Consider the following 15561-nt stretch of genomic DNA (forward strand, 5'->3'; position numbering starts at 1 on the left):
CCAGGCGACGGTCGCCGACAGCAGGACGAAGCCCACGAGGGCTTCCATGGGGGCGAGTACGCGCAGCCATCCGGAGGCCGGCGCGATGTCGCCCAGTCCGAGCGTGGCCAGGGTGACCAGCGAGATGTAGAGGGCGTCGAGCGGGCCCGCATGGTCGGACGGGACGAGCCCCGCCGCGTACGAGAACTCCTCCGGCATGTGGGGCCAGTAGATGAGCGCCCACCCCACGGCCACGGTCAGCGCCCACGTGGCGACGACCGTCACCATGCCCAGCGGGCCTGCGAGACCGGCCGTCCGCCACCGCGCGCCGAGGCGGCCGGACAGCCACCACAGGGAAATCATCACGAGCCTGCTCAGACCTCCGTGACGGGTCGGGTGCCAGAGGGTGTGGAACACGTCCCGGAGGATGAACAGCACCAGGACAGCGCCCGCGGGCGTCGCAAGCCAGGTCATCCCGGCACCTTTCCCACGAGCGGCGGCGGAGTCCCGCCCTCCGGCTTCGATCTCAGACTCCTGGTGGTGCCCGCTCGCTCCTTCGGGTGCGAAGCTTCCGCGGCGTGTCCCTGGTGTTACCGCCCGGCTCGCGTCCTCGCCTCGATCCGGTGTCGTACCACGGTCGTCAGAGCCGCCAGCCGGGTCGACACCAAAGGCACTGGCGGCACAGGGCCTTCGACGCGTCGGGCCTCCTCCGGCAGTGCGGCGACCTCGGCCTCGAAGCGGGCCCGGGCGCTGCCCAGGGTGTCGGGCGGCTCCGTACGAAGCCCGCCGCGCATGACGGTCCGCAGCAGCGGCTCCGTGCCTGCGGGCGGCTCCTCGTTCGCCAGGCCGATGACGTCGTGCAGACCGGGGCCTCGGAAGACCTGCTTCGGGGCCGGAGCCGTCACCTTCGCCGACGAGAGCTTCATGACGGGCCGGCCGTCGTATTCGACCAGCTTGTACGCCGCATCCAGGTACGGTGCGTCGGCGGCCGTGCCGACTTTCGTTCCCACGGCGAAGACGTCGATGGGTGCCCCGTCCCGTACGAGCGTGGCCACGCCGTACTCGTCGAGGCCGCCGCTCGCGATGATCCGTACGTCCCGCAGACCGGCGCCGTCCAACGTGGCGCGGGCCCGGTGGGCGAGCGCACCAAGGTCGCCGCTGTCGAGGCGGATCGCGCATCCCGTACCGCGCCCCAGGTCGCCGAGGACGCGAGCGGCCGTCGCGACCCCGAGGTCGGTGTCGTACGTGTCGACCAGGAAGGTGAGCGGGCCGGGATGGGTGCGGGCGAAGGCCCGGAACGCCTCCTCCTCGGAGGGGAAGGTCTCGACGTACGAGTGGGCCATCGTGCCGGAGGCGGGAATGCCGTACCGCGTCGAGGCGGCGACGTTGCTGGTGCCGGCGAAGCCGACCAGCGCGCAGAGCCGCGCCGCCTGCATGCCGGCCTCGGGCCCGTGGTTCCGGCGCAAGGAGAAGTCCACCAGGGGCCGTCCGGCGGCGGCGAGCACACACCGCGCCGCCTTGGAAGCGACCGCTGTCTGGTGGCAGAGGAGGGACAGCAGGTACGTCTCCACCAGCTGGGCCTGCGGCAGTGGCGCTGTGACTTCCAGGAGCGGCTCACCCGCGAGGACGAGTCGTCCTTCGGGCACAGCGCGGACCTGCCCGTCGAAAGACAGGCCGTGCAGCGGTTCGAGGTCCTCGACCGGCCGCCGCAGCGCCTCTGCGAACTCCAGGACGTCGGACCGGCCCACCCGGAACCGGGAAAGGTAGTCGAGGGCCGGTTCGAGCCCCGCGGCGACGAGGAATCCGCGGCCCGGGGGGAGGTCTCGGACGAAGAGGCTGAAGGTGGCGGGTGCCCGCATGTCCTCCCGTAGGTACGAGAGCGCCATCGTGACCTCGTACAGGTCGGTGGCGGTCACCTGCGACATGGTTCGAGCCTGCATGGCGGACCCGTGACCTGCATCGGAACGGCCGGGCATGGCTACGTCCGGTCCTGGGCGGTGAGCTCGCACCGTACATCCACCACGCCTTCGACGGTCCGCGCCAGGCGTTCCGCGAGCGGGATGAGCGCGCTGTCGCGGACCTCGCCGGAGAGCGTCACGACGCCAGCGTCGACACGGACGCCGACCTGCTGGTGGGAGAGCGGGAACAGGTGCTCGATGATGTCGCGGCGCACTTCGGCGGCGAGATCCTCGTCCGGCCGGAGAAACACCTTGAGTAGGTCGGACCGGCTCACGATCCCCTGGATCGTGCCGCTCGCGTCGACGACCGGCAGCCGCTTGACGCGATGCGCGGCCATCAGGCGCGCGGCCTGAGGAAGAGTCGCCTCGGGACCGACGGTGACAGCGGGCGAGGTCATCAGGCCCTCGGCCCGGCGGGAACCCGCCTTGGCCGTGGCATCCAGTCGTCGCATCTGCTCGACGAGGCCGAGGCGGTGATCGTGGAACTCCTCCTTGAGGAGCAGGTCCGCCTCGGAGACCACTCCGACGACCCGGCCTTCGCCTTCGACGACGGGTACGGCCGTCACCTTCCACCGCTCCATGGCGGCGACGATCTCCTTGAACTCCGCGCCGGGCAGGACGGCGACGACCTTCTTGGTCATCACGTCGGCGACGGTGAACGGCTGAGGTGTCATCGCTCATTCCTTACCTGAGGGCTCGGCGCGCCAGACAGCGGCGACGGCCGCTGTTACCGCCTCACCGATGGAGAGGTCCTGAGAGCAGAGCTTTCTGACTGCCTGCCCGTCGAACTCGAGGGCGTGCACCTCGGTGGTCGCCGTGGCGCCGAAGCGCCAGTGGTACGGCGGGATCATCCAGGAACTGCCGAGGAGGTCGCCGGGCACGAGTGTGCCGACGAGAGCGGTGCTGGGACCGGGGAGGTTCTCGTCCAGCTCGACCCGCCCGGATTCGATGATCCAGAAGCGGTCGGCATGCTGCCGCTCGCGGAAGATGCGTGTCTCTGCGGGGAACCGGACCGGGCGGGCGTGCCGCAGGACCTGGTCCCGCGCCTCCGGAGCGAGTCCGTTCAGCAGCATCCTCATGGTGCTCATGGTGTGCCCCCAGCCCTTCCCCCACAGGCTCCCGCGCGGCGGTCTTGCCCAGGTAGGGCCGGGCAGGTCACAGCAGGGGACCGATGGGCCCGGGTCAGCGGACCAGAACGGCCTCACCAGAGCGGGGTACGACGGCCGTCCAGCCCAGTTCGCGGTCGATGCGGTCGCGCAGAGCCTCGGAAGCGGACGGTTCGCCGTGGACGAGGTAGCTGGTGTGCGGGGGAGGGGCACCGCGCAGCCAGTCGATGATCTGTCCGGCGTCGGCGTGGGCAGAGAAGTGGGGGACGTCGGCGACCTCGGCCCGTACGGGTACATACTCGCCGAACATCTTGAGCGTCCGGGCTCCGTCCACGAGGTCGCGCGCCCGGGTGCCGGCGGCGGCGAAGCCGACGATGACGACGGCGTTGCGCGGGTCGGGGAGCAGCCGGTGGAGGTGGTGCAGGACGCGGCCGCCGGTCGCCATGCCAGCCGAGGAGACGATGATCGCGGGTCCGTGGGCGCTGTTGATGTCGATGGACTCCTGGACCGTTCTGGCGGCGAGGAACGGCTCGGGGCTCAGCGCGGCCTCGCCCCGGGCCAGGATCTCAGGCCGCAGTTCGTCGGACCGCTCGTGTACGGCGTTCCGGTAGACGTCGAGGGCCGCCTGCGCCATCGGGCTGTCCACGTACACGGGGACCGATCGCGGCAGGACGCCCGCGTCGCGCAGCCGGGTCAGTTCGTGCAGGACGACCTCGGTGCGGTCGATCGCGAAGGCGGGCATGACGACGGTGCCGCTCCGGGCAAGGGTCCGCTCGATCACGGAGGCGAACTCCGACCGCGCGGACTCCTGGTCGTGGTGGCGGTCGCCGTACGTCGACTCCATGAGCAGCACGTCGGCGCCCGAGAACGGCTCGGGCGGCAGCAGCAGCGGGTGCCCTGGCCGGCCCAGGTCTCCAGAGACGGCCAGGGTATGGCCGTCCTCCAGGGTCAGGTGCGCCCACGCCGAGCCGAGGATGTGTCCGCCGTGGTGGAGCGTCAGCCTGGCGCCGGCCATGATCTCGACGTCCTCGCCGACCGGGACCGGGTCGAAGAACGCCAGCGTCTTCTCGACATCGGAGTCGTCGTACAGCGGCTTGGCCGGGCGGTGCTTGGACCAGCCGTGCTCATCGGCGTGCCGGGCGGCCTCCATCTGGAGACGGGCGCTGTCGCGCAGCACGATCCCGGCGAGCCGAGCGGTGTGGGCGCTGGTGAGGATCGGTCCCCGAAAGCCCTGGCGGACCAGGCGGGGCAGATAGCCGCAGTGGTCCAGGTGGGCGTGGGTGACGACCACGGCGTCGACGTCCGCGGCGTCGCGGGCGAACCGTTCCCAGTTGCGGCGTCGCAGGTTCGCGAAACCCTGGAAGAGACCGCAGTCGAGGAGGATCCGGGCGTGGTCACTCTCGACCAGGAACTTGCTTCCGGTGACCGTCCCCACGCCGCCCAGGAAACTGAGCAGGGCCGGACGCGAAGCGGCAGGAGCGGGATTCGGGGCTGCCTCGGACATGGTCAGCCCTCCTTCGCGGTATGGGCTGGTCTCCACCCTTGCATCCGGACCAGCCCGGTCCGGAGGGCCCGAGCGGGCCCGTTCAGGGGCCGATCGGCTCATGTGCTGCCGGAGGACTCTGCGGAGCCTGGTGGACGAGGACCGCAGCGCCGCGCGACAGGAAGTTGGTGGGCGCCATGAAGGCACTCGTCTTCCAGGGGCCGGGCCGGGTCGCCTGGCAGGACGTACCCGACCCGGTCGTCGAGGACCCTGCCGACGCGATCGTGCGGGTCGACGCCGTCACCATCTGTGGCACGGACCTGCACATCCTGAAGGGGGACGTGCCGGAGGTATCGCCCGGCCGGGTCCTCGGCCACGAGGCGGTCGGCACGGTGGTCGAGAGCGGTGGCGACGTCCGCACGGTGCGACCGGGCGACCGCGTCCTGGTCTCCTGTATCTCCGCCTGCGGCAGGTGCCGCTTCTGCCGTGAGAGCCGTTACGGACAGTGCCGTGGCGGAGGCGGCTGGGTCCTCGGCCACACCGTCGACGGCACGCAGGCCGAATACGTCCGGGTGCCCTTCGCCGACCTGTCCGTCCACCCGCTGCCGGACTCGATCGACAGCTTCGACGCCGCCCTGCTCGCCGACATCTTCCCCACCGCGTACGAGGTCGGGGTCCTGAACGGCGCCGTGCGCCCCGCCGACACGGTGGTCGTGGTCGGCGCCGGCCCCATCGGTCTCGCCGCCATCATCACGGCGGGCCTCTACAGCCCCGGCCGTATCGTCGCAGTCGACCTCGCCGGTGGGGCGTAGGACGTGCCGATGACCGGCTCCCACCCGCGCCCGGCGCACAGCGTGCCAGTGGACGACCGAAGCCCCGAATCCCGCCCGCTGCATGCACTCGTCCTGGACACGGACGGCGTGCTCCTGGACTCGGCCGGCCTGCACGCGGCCGCCTGGAAGACGGCGCTGGACTCCTGCCTGGAAGCCGTGGCGGGCACGGAGCAGCCGCCCTTCGACGCCGACGCCGAATACCGTCGCTTCGTCGACGGAAGACCCCGCTACGACGGGGCGGCGGCCTTCCTCGCCGCCCGGGGCCTCGGACTCCCGGCGGGAACGCCACACGACCCGCCCGGCTGCGCGACCATTTGGGCGGTCGCCGCCCGCAAGGAACAGGCGTTCACCGAACTGCTCCGCACGAAAGGCGTCGCGGCCTTCGACGATGCCCGACCGGCTCTCGCGGACCTGTGCACGGCGGGCGTTTCGTGCGCCGCGGTGTCTGCCTCCCGGCACGCCCGGGCGCTGATCCGCGCCGCCGGGCTCGCCGGCTTCCTCGCCGTGATCGTGGACGGCGAGGACGCCGCCCGGCTCGGCCTCGCCGGCAAGCCGGATCCCGCGCTCTTTCTGCGGGCGACCGCCCTCCTCGGCAGCCGCCTGCAGGAGACGGCAGTTGCCGAGGACGCACTCGCCGGAGTAGAGGCGGCCCGTCGTGGCGGCTTCGGTCTCGTCGTGGGTGTCGACCGCACCCCGCTGCGGCGCACCGCCGCCCCCCTGCGAAGGCAGGGCGCCGACCTGGTGGTTCCCGATCTCACGACGCTGGTCCGGAGCGTGTGGGGTGAGCGCGGATGACCACCGCCTGGACGTGGAGGTACGACCGGTACGACCCGGAACGCGAGCCGCTCGTCGAAGCGCTCTGCACGCTCGGCAACGGACGGTTCGCCACCCGGGGCTCTGCTCCCGAGTGCCCCGCCGGCGGCGCGCACTACCCGGGCACCTATCTGGCCGGCTGCTACGACCGGGTCACCTCGGTCGTCTCCGGTGAAAGGATCGTGAACGAGGACCTCGTCAACCTGCCGAACTGGACGCTTCTGCGCTATCGCTGCGTGCCGGACGACGGGCAGGCCGGCGACTGGCTGACGCCCGACTCCGGGGAACTGCGCCACTACGAGGTGCACCTCGACCTGCGCGCGGGCGTGCTCACCCGACGCCTGTTCTTCGAGGACGCCCGCGGGCGAGGCCTGCGCGTGAGCCACATCCGCCTCGTTCACATGGGAGAACCCGGACTGGCGGCCCAGCGCACCCTGTTCCGCGCCTACGGCTGGAGCGGTTCTGTCGAGGTGCAGTCCATCCTTGACGGTGCCGTCACCAACTCCGGAGTCGAGCGCTACCGACACCTTGACGGGCGTCATCTCACGGACCACCGGACCGGATTCGAGCCCGGCGGCGTCGCCTGGATCTCCTGCCGTACCGTCGACCCGGGCATCAGGATCGCCGTGGCCGTGCGCACGGTCACCCGCCCCGCGCGGCCCGCCCGGGAGGCGGCGACCTCGGCCGGCACCGTTCAGACGTACCACCTGCCAGTCGTTCCCCGCCGCTCGGCCATGGTCGTGAAGACCCTGGCGCTGCACACGTCGATGGACTGGCCCGCCGCCGACCCGCTCTCCGCAGCCACCGACGTGATCGCTCGTGCTCCGGCCTTCCCCCAGCTGCTCGCCACTCACAAGGCGGCCTGGCAGCGCGTCTGGGAGCAGGGCGAGCTTCATGTTCCCGGGGAGGCGGGCCGCATCCTGCGGCTGCACGTGTTCCACGTACTGCAGACGCTCTCGCCGCACACGGCGGACCTCGACGTCGGGGTGCCCGCTCGCGGGCTGCACGGTGAGGCGTACCGGGGGCACGTCTTCTGGGACGAGCTCTTCGTCCTGCCCTACCTCGACCTTCACTTCCCCGAGGTGGCCCGCGCGTTGCTCATGTACCGGCACCGTCGACTGCCGGCCGCTCGCGAGGCCGCGCGCCTCGCCGGTCATCTGGGGGCCATGTATCCCTGGCAGAGCGCGAGTTCGGGCCGGGAGGAGACCCAGGCCCTGCACCTCAACCCTCGCTCAGGACGCTGGCTGCCCGACCATTCCCGCCTCCAGCGCCATGTGGGCTCAGCCGTCGCGTACAACGTCTGGAAGTACGCGCAGGCCACCGGCGACCGCGGATTCCTCCACTCCGCCGGAGCGGAGATCCTCCTTGAGGTAGCCCGCTACTGGTCAGGGGCCGCCACCTTCGACCCCGCGATCGGCCGCTACCGCATCCGTGGGGTCGTGGGGCCGGACGAGTACCACGACGCCTATCCCGATGCCGTGAACCCGGGGATCGACGACAACGCCTACACCAACGCGACCGCCGCCTGGGTGCTTGCCCGCGGCCTCGACCTGATCGGCGAACTGCCCGAGGCCCGTCGCACGGAACTCTCGGAGCAGCTGTCGCTGGACGACGGCGAACTCGCTCACTGGGAGGACGTCTCCCGCCGCCTGCACGTGCCGTTCCACCAGGGCGTGGTGAGCCAGTTCGAGGGATACGGAGACCTGGCGGAACTCGACTGGGAGGCGTACCGGGCCCGTTACGGCGACATTCGCAGACTCGACCGGATCCTCGAGGCCGAGGGCGACACGGTCAACCGCTACCAGGCGTCGAAGCAGGCCGACACCCTCATGCTCGGCTACCTCTTCCGGCCCGAGGAGCTGTACGGCCTGTTCGGCCGGCTCGGCTACGCGCTGGACGACGAGATGTGGCGCGCGACCGTCTCGTACTACCTGCGGCGCACCAGCCACGGCTCGACGCTCAGCAGTCTCGTCCACGGATGGGTGCTGGCCCGGCAGAAGGGCGCCGACGCCTGGCGGTACTGCGAGGAGGCGCTGCTCGCCGACGTGGCCGACGTCCAGGGCGGAACGACCGGGGAGGGCATCCATCTCGGCGCGATGGCCGGCACGATCGACCTCGTCGAACGCGGGATCACCGGCCTGGAAACGGGACCGGAAGGGCTTCGGGTGGCACCGGTGGCACTGGCGGAGATTCCACGGTTCACCTTCACCCTGTGCTGCGGCCGTCATCGAGGGGTGCGCCTGCGGCTCCTTCCCGGACGGCTGGCAGTTCGGGTCCCTGCCTCGCCCGAGGGCCCGCTCGCCGTCGTGCTCCCTGGCGAACGTCGGCTCACCGTCGCACCCGGACAGGAACGTTGGTTCCGTCTGTGAGAGGAGGTTCAGTCGAAAGTGAGCACCTCGGAGACGGGCCGGCGCGGCGTGGCCCGCCCCTGGGGGCCGTAGCCCAGGCGGATGATCATGTGGACGAAGCCCGTCGTAGAAGCCGGGTCCCGTACGACGGACCGGAGTTCGGACCACTCCAGGGGCTGAGACATGAGGGAGGTGGACAGACCGTCGAGGGTGGCCTGCAGCAGGACCCGCAGCATCGCCTGGCCGGCCGTCAGCCACTGCTGCGGAGTGTCTTCGGCTGTGCCGAGGAGGGCGATCTGCGGCCGCTTCTCGAAGTACGCCGGAGCGCGGCCCCGGACTTGCCGGGGTGAGTCGAAGTCCCGGACCGGAGAGGTGACGTCGTACTGCCGCGGGCCGAAGGCGTACGAGGGGATGCCCTCGGTCTCGGAGCCCTCGTCGGACGCACCCGTGCGCATCCAGGCAGCGATCTCCGCACGCACCGCCTCGTCAGCGGCCTCGAACCTTTCGGAGTCGTGGACAGTCCCGAGGACGGTGTCGGTGTGCCAGGCGCCCGGTACGACCAGTTGGCAGCCCTCCAGGAGGGCCGCGGCGCGCAGACCGTCGATGACCTCCGGGGGAATCCGCTCCTCGGTGAAGGGGAAGCGGCTGGTGTGCCGGCGCGCCAGGGCGGCGTGAAGCGCGACGAGATCGGGGTCCGCGTCGTGCGGTCCGCGGAGTTCCACGTCGGCGAAGTGCCAGCGGTCTTCAGGCTTGGGCAGCAGTCGGACCACGGCGTGCCGACCCCTGTGGGCTGCGGCGACGCGCAGGCCGAACAGGGCGGCACCGCACCCGAGGTGGAGGGCGCGGTGGTCGGGGTCCTCGTGCGGCATGCCGCGCAGCGGATCACCGTGCAGCTCGATGATGCCGGAGCCCGCCTTGTAGACGAACTTCCAGGGCTGCGCGTTGTGCATCGAGGGAGCTGTGACGGCATCTTTGATCAGCGACGTCACGAGCGGTGGGGTCAGAGCGGTGTTCGACACGGTTGGTCCTGTCTGAGGGAGTCACCAAGGGACGTCGTGCGGAGTTCGAGCGGGGGATGCGAGGCGCGTGTCGTCTTCGTAGAAGGACAGTCGGTCCACGACGGCGACGACGCCGTCCACCGTCTCGGCGAGTCCGACGAGCATCAGGGCCTGACTCCGCCGCCGGACGCGGCCTCCCAGCGTCACCACACCGTCGAGGACGTGCACGTCCACCGCGTCCCCGGGCAGGTCCATGGCGTCCGTGAGGACGTCCTCACGGATGCGGCGCCGTATCTCCGAGTCCGGGCGGAGGTAGACACACAGCAGATCGCGGCGGGTCACGATGCCTACCAGTCGTTCCTCCTCGTCGACCACGGGAAGGCGCTCGACTCCGCGGCGCACCATCAGCCGTGCCGCGTCCGCCACCGTCTCCTCGGCGTGAACCGTGACGGCCGGCGTGGTCATCAGGTCCCGCGCAGTCAGCTCGTGGCGGGCCAAGAGGTCGCTCTCGGAGACGACTCCGACGACATGATCGTCCTCGTCCACGACGGGGACTCCGCTGATGTCGTGCTCGGCGAGCAGCTTGGCCACCTCCCTGAACGACGTCGCAGGGACGGCGGAGACCACGTCGTCGGTCATCAGACCGCCGACCTTCATGTGCTTCATCGCCGCGCCTCCTGTTCGAGGGTTCGGACGGTGCGCTGTCCCGCCTCACCACCCTCCAACGGACGCTCGGGGGCGGCGAGGGCCGAATGGTCCACCTTCAGGACCGAACGGACTCGTCGCTGCCTGTCCGTGTTCTGCCCGCCCGGGTAGGACCTTTGGTCCCGTCATTGGCCCTAGCGGCCCTCCGGCCGCTCGGGACCCGCTGTGCCAGGGTGGAAGGAGTCCCTCGGACCGCGTGAGGAGGAGCCATGGGCGGAACCACAGCCCGTCCCGGCCTCGGCAGGGTCGTCGTCGGCGTCGACGGTTCACCGTCCGCACGCACGGCGGCGATGTGGGCTGCGGCGGAGGCGGCCCTGAGGGGCAGCACTCTCTGCCTCGTTCATGCGGCGGATACAGACCCACCGGTCCAGTTCCTGTCCCAGGCGGAGATCGTCACGAGCCGACAAGCGGGAAGCGAACTGCTCGACCGGACCGCCGAGGCGATCTCGGCGCGCTACCCCGAGCTGGCGGTCGTCAAAGAACTCACCGATGGCCCAGCCCCCGGCAGTCTGCGACGAGCCGCCGCCCTGACCGGCACGGTTGTCGTCGGACACCGGGGTCTTGGCGGGTTCTCTTCGCTGTTGCTCGGATCGGTCGGTCTTCAGGTCGCGGCCGGTGCTACCACGCCCGTGGTCGTGGTGCGCGGGGCCGCGGAGCCCGTCGAGGCCGGCGTGGTTCTCGCGGCGATCCGGGACGAGGCCGACATGGGCTGTGCCCGTGCGGCGGCCCGCGAAGCCCAGCTGCGAAAGGCGCCGCTGCGGCTCCTGCACATCGGGACCGTGAGGTTGTCCGTCGGCTCCCGGGCCGCGTTGCGCAACGGTGGCGACGGGACCGCCCGCGATCAGGTACGCGTACCGTCCTCGGTCGCGGACCGGGTCCGGGAGGAGTTCCCGAAACTCACCGTGCACGCCGACGGCCAGCAGAGCCACAGCGTGCCCGGAGCCCTCGTCGACGCCTCGCACCACGCCGACCTTCTCGTCATCGGCGGTCGAAGGGCGCCCGGATACCTCGGACCCACCATCGGACGGACCACACTCAGCCTGCTCCAGCACGCCCACTGCCCTGTGGAGCTCATCCCCCGGCAAGGACCTGGCCACGGGAGCACGTCATGACACGCACCACGGACCGCCGTGACATCGTCGTCGGAATCGACCCGGTCAAGAACTGGCGCCTGGCCCTTGCCTGGGCTGCGGACGAGGCCCACCTGCGAGGAGCGGGACTGCGCCTGATGGTCGCTGTACCCCCGCAGCACGACCCCCAACACGTCGACGACACCCCTCGCCACCTGGCGCGGCGGCAGGTCGGCACGGAAGCTTTGCGTACCGCACTCGCCTGGGCGCGTGCCCGGCAGCCGGGCATCAAGGCCGCCTCCTCCCTTCTCGACGGATTCCCGGCAGGAGTACTGGCCGGCCTGTCACGCGAGGCCGAGATGATCGTGCTGGGCTCCCGGCATCTCAGTCGTACCGAGGAGTTTCTGAGTGCCGGTTCCCTGGTCGTTCCGGTCGCCGCGAAGGCGCACTGCCCGGTGGTCGTCGTCGGCGACGCGGAACACGTCACGCAGGAGACGCCCTACCTCGTGGTCGGCGTCGACGGCAGCGAGACCTCCCGAGCAGCCCTGGCCTGGGCCTTCGAAGAAGCGGACCTCCGGCGCTGCGCACTGCGCGCCATCGCCGTCTGGCAGCCGCCCGTCTTCTCCCTTCACAGCGGGGACGCGCTGTTCCACGCCGAGCGCCGCGTGCTCTCGGAGACCACCGCGGGCTGGGCGGAGAAGTATCCCGACGTCCGGCTCACCCACGAAGTGCCCATCGGGTCCCCCGTGGAGATGCTCGCGGACGCAGCCGAGCACGCCCTTGCGGTCGTCGTCGGTCGTCAGGGCCGCGGCGGATACACCGGGATGCGGGTCGGCTCCGTCGTCCACGGGCTGCTGCACCGTGCCCATTGCCCGGTGATCACCGTCCCCGCCGGGTGAGCGGGCCATGACGGCGTCGGCGGACCGGGTACTCGCCTCGGTGCGGGAGACGACGGGACTCACCGAGGCGGAGGCAGCCCGGAGGCTCGCCGGTACGGGCCCCAACGAGGTGGCCGCGAGGAAGCCCGTACGGCTCCACAAGCGGGTCCTGGCCCAGCTGACCGACCCGCTGATTATGGTGCTCCTCGGGGCTGTCGTGCTCACCCTCGCGATCGGCGACCATCCCGACGCGATCGTCATCGGGCTGGTCGTCCTCGTGAACACGACCGTCGGCGTGGCACAGGAGATCCGGGCCGACAACGCCGTCGCCGCCCTCTCGGCCCTCACCGCCCCCCACGCGCGAGTGCGGCGCGACGGCTCTGTCCGCGACATCCCGGCGGCGTCGATCGTCCCGGGTGACGTCCTCCTGGTCGGTGAGGGCGACATCGTCGCCGCCGACGCCGACCTCGCCGAGGCGTCCGCCGTACTGGTGGACGAGTCCATGCTCACGGGGGAGTCCGTGCCCATCGACAAGGACTCCGGTGCGACGCTGAGCGCGGGCACGATCGTCGTCCGGGGCCGGGGCGTGGCCATAGTCACGGCGACCGGGGCGTACAGCGCGCTCGGCCGCATCGCGGCTCTCCTCGACGAACGTCGCGAGCCGACCCCCCTACAGCGCCGACTCGCCGCCCTCGGCCGCGTCCTCGCGGCCGTGACGCTCGCGCTCTGCGTCCTGGTCTTCGCCCTCGGCCTGATGCGGGGGCTCCCACTCGGCACGATGGCCGTCACGGCCATCAGCCTGGCCGTCGCGGCGGTCCCCGAATCCCTTCCCGCCGTCGTCACCCTCGCGCTCGCTCTCGGCGCACGGCGCATGGCCGCGAGGCATGCCCTGGTACGGCGGCTGCCCGCGGTCGAGACGCTTGGCTCCGTATCCGTCCTCGCCACCGACAAGACCGGCACCCTGACCGAGGGACGCATGGTCGTCCAGCAGGTCTGGACACCGCGAGTGAGCGCCGAGCTCTCGGGCGTGGGCTACGAACCCGAGGGCGAGGCCCTCATCGCCGGGAGGCCGGCGGAGGCGGACGAGCTCGAACCCCTGACGGAGCTCCTGACCGTGACCGCCCTGTGCAACGACGCCACGCTGAGTCCGGCGGACGACAGGGCGTCCGACGGCCGGTGGACGGCTCTGGGCGACCCCATGGAAGCCGCCCTGCTGGCGGCCGCGGCCAAGACGGGCTGTCCGGAGCCGGCGGAGCTGTCGGTGACCCGCCCCCGGATCGGAGAGGCGCCCTTCGACAGCCTCCGCAGACGCATGACGACGCTCCACAAGACCGGCGGAGGCGGGGTGCTCGTCTGTCTGAAGGGTGCCCCCGAAGCCGTACTCGACCCGGCCGTCCTACTCGATCCTCCGGACGCGCTCGCGGCGGCCCGCCAGGAGGCCGCGCGCATGGCCGCCCGGGGATACCGCGTGCTCGCCGTGGCATCGGGCGTGCGGAACGACATCCCGAGCCCGGTCACCGCGGCGGAGTCGGGGCTGGCGCTCCTCGGCCTCGTCGCGCTCAGCGACCCACCCAAACCGCATGCCGCAGCAACCCTCGCCTCCTGCCGTGACGCCGGCATCACTCCCGTTCTCATCACCGGGGACCATCCGGCGACGGCTCGGGCGGTGGCGTCGCACGTCGCTCTCCTGGGCGACGGCGAGCCGGAAGGCCGCGTCGTCACGGGGGCGGACGTGGCCGCGGGCCGAGTCGCCGACCTCACCTCGGTGCGGGTCTTCGCCCGTACGGACCCTCAGCAGAAGTTGGACATCGTGGAGGCGTGGCGTGCCAGGGGAGCGGTGACCGCGATGACCGGCGACGGGGTCAACGACGGCCCGGCCCTGCACCGGGCCGACATCGGTGTCGCCATGGGGGCGCGCGGAACGGAGGTGGCGCGGCAGGCGGCGGACCTCGTCCTCACCGACGACGAGCTCTCGACGGTCGTGGCGGCCGTCGAGGAGGGGAGACGTGTCTACGACAACATCCGCCGCTTCCTCGTCTACGGGATGGCCGGCGGCGCGGCAGAGATCCTCGTGATGCTCATCGGCCCGCTCCTGGGACTTCCGCTGCCTCTTCGCGCAGGCCAGATCCTGTGGATCAACCTCTTGACCCACGGTCTCACAGGCGTCGCGATGGGTGCCGAGCCCGCGTCCCCGGGAGCGATGCACCGCCCACCGCGCCCACCTGACCAGCACATTCTCGGCGGTGGTGCCTGGCAGAGGCTGCTCATTCTCGCGGCCGTCGTCACAGCGGCCTCCCTCGGCGCAGGGCTCGCCGCCCAGGCCCTGGACCTTGCCTGGCAGAGCGTCCTCTTCCTCGCCCTGCTCGCAGCGCAGCTCGGCGTCGTCCTGGGCCTGCGCACCCGACTTCTGACCAAGGAGAACCCGTTCCTCCCTCTGTCCGTCCTCGCCTCTGCCCTTCTGGCAGCGGCAGCCCTGTACGTGCCCTTCCTGGGCTCGGTCCTGGAGACCGAGCCGCTCGGCTGGGCGGGCGCCGGGATCGCCCTCGCGTGCGCACCCGCCGGATTCGTCGCGGCCCGCGTCCTACGGACCGCCTTCCACCCAGCGAGCCCGACAGGAACCGGTGCCTCATCCGGACTACGGTGAAACTGCGCGCTTCGGGTTCCGCCCGAGCGCTCGATGCAGCCGGAGGTTTCGATGGGTCGTGAGGGCCCGGAGCGTGTGGAGAACAGGATTCCGCGGCTGAGACTCGACGAGCTGCTCGACGAGGTCCAGGTGCGCATCGACGAGGTGCGTGGTACCAGGGACCGGCTCAACGGGCTGCTCGAAGCCGTCATGTCCGTGGGCCGCGAACTCGACCTGCCGCAGGTGTTGCGCGGCATCGTGGAGGCGGCGGTGACCCTCGTGGACGCCGAGTACGGAGCCCTCGGCGTCATCGGCGACGACAACAGACTCTCCCAGTTCCTCCCCATCGGCATCGGCGACGACCTGCGGGAGCAGATCGGCGATCTGCCCTCCGGACACGGCCTCCTCGGCGAACTGATCCGGAACCCCCAGCCGCTGCGCTTGCCGGAGCTGTCCGAGCACCCGGCCTCGTACGGATTCCCGCCCCACCACCCGCCGATGCACTCCTTCCTCGGCGTACCCATCCGGGTCCGCGACGAGGTGTTCGGCAACCTCTACCTCACCGAGAAGCGGGGAGCGGCGGACTTCGACGCCGAGGACGAGGCCGTCGTGACGACCCTGGCCGTCGCCGCCGGCATCGCCATCGAGAACGCCCGCCTGTACGAAGAGGGCCGACTGCGTGAGCGGTGGCTGGCCGCGAACTCCGACCTGACCAGCGCTCTCCTGTCCGGCGCGGAGGAGTCCCAGGTCCTCGAGAGGATGCTGGA

Annotated in this window: 13 protein-coding genes and 1 pseudogene; 7 read left to right on the plus strand and 7 right to left on the minus strand. The window is 71.3% G+C overall.

All coding sequences use genetic code 11. The annotated features are described in order from the left end of the window. From VIU94_RS06995 to VIU94_RS07015, 5 genes are all read right to left on the minus strand, one after another. A partial coding sequence (locus tag VIU94_RS06995) for a potassium channel family protein (RefSeq protein WP_331908683.1) occupies positions 1 to 453 on the minus strand: 453 nt, incomplete at its 3' end. 116 nt (positions 454 to 569) lie between these two features. Further along, the gene (locus tag VIU94_RS07000) at positions 570 to 1904 is read right to left on the minus strand and encodes a nicotinate phosphoribosyltransferase (protein WP_331908685.1); all 1335 of its coding nucleotides are present in this window, start codon (positions 1902 to 1904) and stop codon (positions 570 to 572) included. A gap of 53 nt (positions 1905 to 1957) precedes the next feature. Further along, positions 1958 to 2611: a CBS domain-containing protein gene (locus tag VIU94_RS07005; RefSeq protein WP_331908687.1), complete on the minus strand. Its 654-nt coding sequence runs from the start codon at positions 2609 to 2611 to the stop codon at positions 1958 to 1960. Positions 2612 to 2614: 3 nt separating this feature from the next. Further along, positions 2615 to 3016, minus strand: a complete 402-nt coding sequence (locus tag VIU94_RS07010) for a cyclic nucleotide-binding domain-containing protein (RefSeq protein ID WP_331908689.1) — start codon at positions 3014 to 3016, stop codon at positions 2615 to 2617. Positions 3017 to 3119: 103 nt separating this feature from the next. Then, positions 3120 to 4547 (minus strand): MBL fold metallo-hydrolase RNA specificity domain-containing protein, encoded by a 1428-nt coding sequence (locus VIU94_RS07015; protein WP_331908691.1) that lies wholly within the window; start codon positions 4545 to 4547, stop codon positions 3120 to 3122. 176 nt (positions 4548 to 4723) lie between these two features. Between VIU94_RS07015 and VIU94_RS07020 the strand changes: the two are divergent. The 3 genes and pseudogenes from VIU94_RS07020 to VIU94_RS07030 all read left to right on the plus strand — a co-directional run. After that, positions 4724 to 5326, plus strand: a pseudogene (locus tag VIU94_RS07020) (alcohol dehydrogenase catalytic domain-containing protein); the annotation flags it as partial. A gap of 21 nt (positions 5327 to 5347) precedes the next feature. Then, positions 5348 to 6154 (plus strand): HAD family hydrolase, encoded by an 807-nt coding sequence (locus VIU94_RS07025; RefSeq protein WP_331908693.1) that lies wholly within the window; start codon positions 5348 to 5350, stop codon positions 6152 to 6154. After that, the gene (locus tag VIU94_RS07030; RefSeq protein WP_331908695.1) at positions 6151 to 8541 is read left to right on the plus strand and encodes a glycoside hydrolase family 65 protein; all 2391 of its coding nucleotides are present in this window, start codon (positions 6151 to 6153) and stop codon (positions 8539 to 8541) included. Before VIU94_RS07025 ends, VIU94_RS07030 begins: the two co-directional genes overlap by 4 nt. An 8-nt stretch (positions 8542 to 8549) precedes the next feature. On the opposite strand, the gene VIU94_RS07035 is transcribed toward VIU94_RS07030, so the two are convergent. Further along, positions 8550 to 9539, minus strand: coding sequence for an Acg family FMN-binding oxidoreductase (locus VIU94_RS07035; protein WP_331908697.1), 990 nt, complete (start codon positions 9537 to 9539; stop codon positions 8550 to 8552). 21 nt (positions 9540 to 9560) lie between these two features. Beyond that, positions 9561 to 10184 (minus strand): CBS domain-containing protein, encoded by a 624-nt coding sequence (locus VIU94_RS07040; RefSeq protein WP_331908699.1) that lies wholly within the window; start codon positions 10182 to 10184, stop codon positions 9561 to 9563. A gap of 248 nt (positions 10185 to 10432) precedes the next feature. Here VIU94_RS07040 and VIU94_RS07045 point away from each other — a divergent pair, with 248 nt between their 5' ends. From VIU94_RS07045 to VIU94_RS07060, 4 genes are all read left to right on the plus strand, one after another. Then, on the plus strand, positions 10433 to 11335 hold the full coding sequence (locus VIU94_RS07045) for a universal stress protein (protein WP_331908701.1): 903 nt from the start codon (positions 10433 to 10435) through the stop codon (positions 11333 to 11335). After that, entirely contained in the window at positions 11332 to 12192 is an 861-nt protein-coding gene (locus VIU94_RS07050) for a universal stress protein (protein ID WP_331908703.1), read from the plus strand. The genes VIU94_RS07045 and VIU94_RS07050 overlap by 4 nt, the downstream gene beginning before the upstream one ends. A gap of 7 nt (positions 12193 to 12199) precedes the next feature. Next, positions 12200 to 14815 carry a cation-translocating P-type ATPase gene (locus VIU94_RS07055; RefSeq protein ID WP_331908705.1) on the plus strand — a complete coding sequence of 872 codons (2616 nt, stop codon included), beginning with the start codon at positions 12200 to 12202 and terminating at the stop codon, positions 14813 to 14815. Positions 14816 to 14866: 51 nt separating this feature from the next. After that, the coding region (locus VIU94_RS07060; RefSeq protein ID WP_331908707.1) for a GAF domain-containing protein at positions 14867 to 15561 on the plus strand (695 nt) is incomplete at its 3' end.

The sequence above is a fragment of the Streptomyces sp. genome, from assembly GCF_036566765.1.
In the GTDB taxonomy this organism is placed as follows: domain Bacteria; phylum Actinomycetota; class Actinomycetes; order Streptomycetales; family Streptomycetaceae; genus Streptomyces.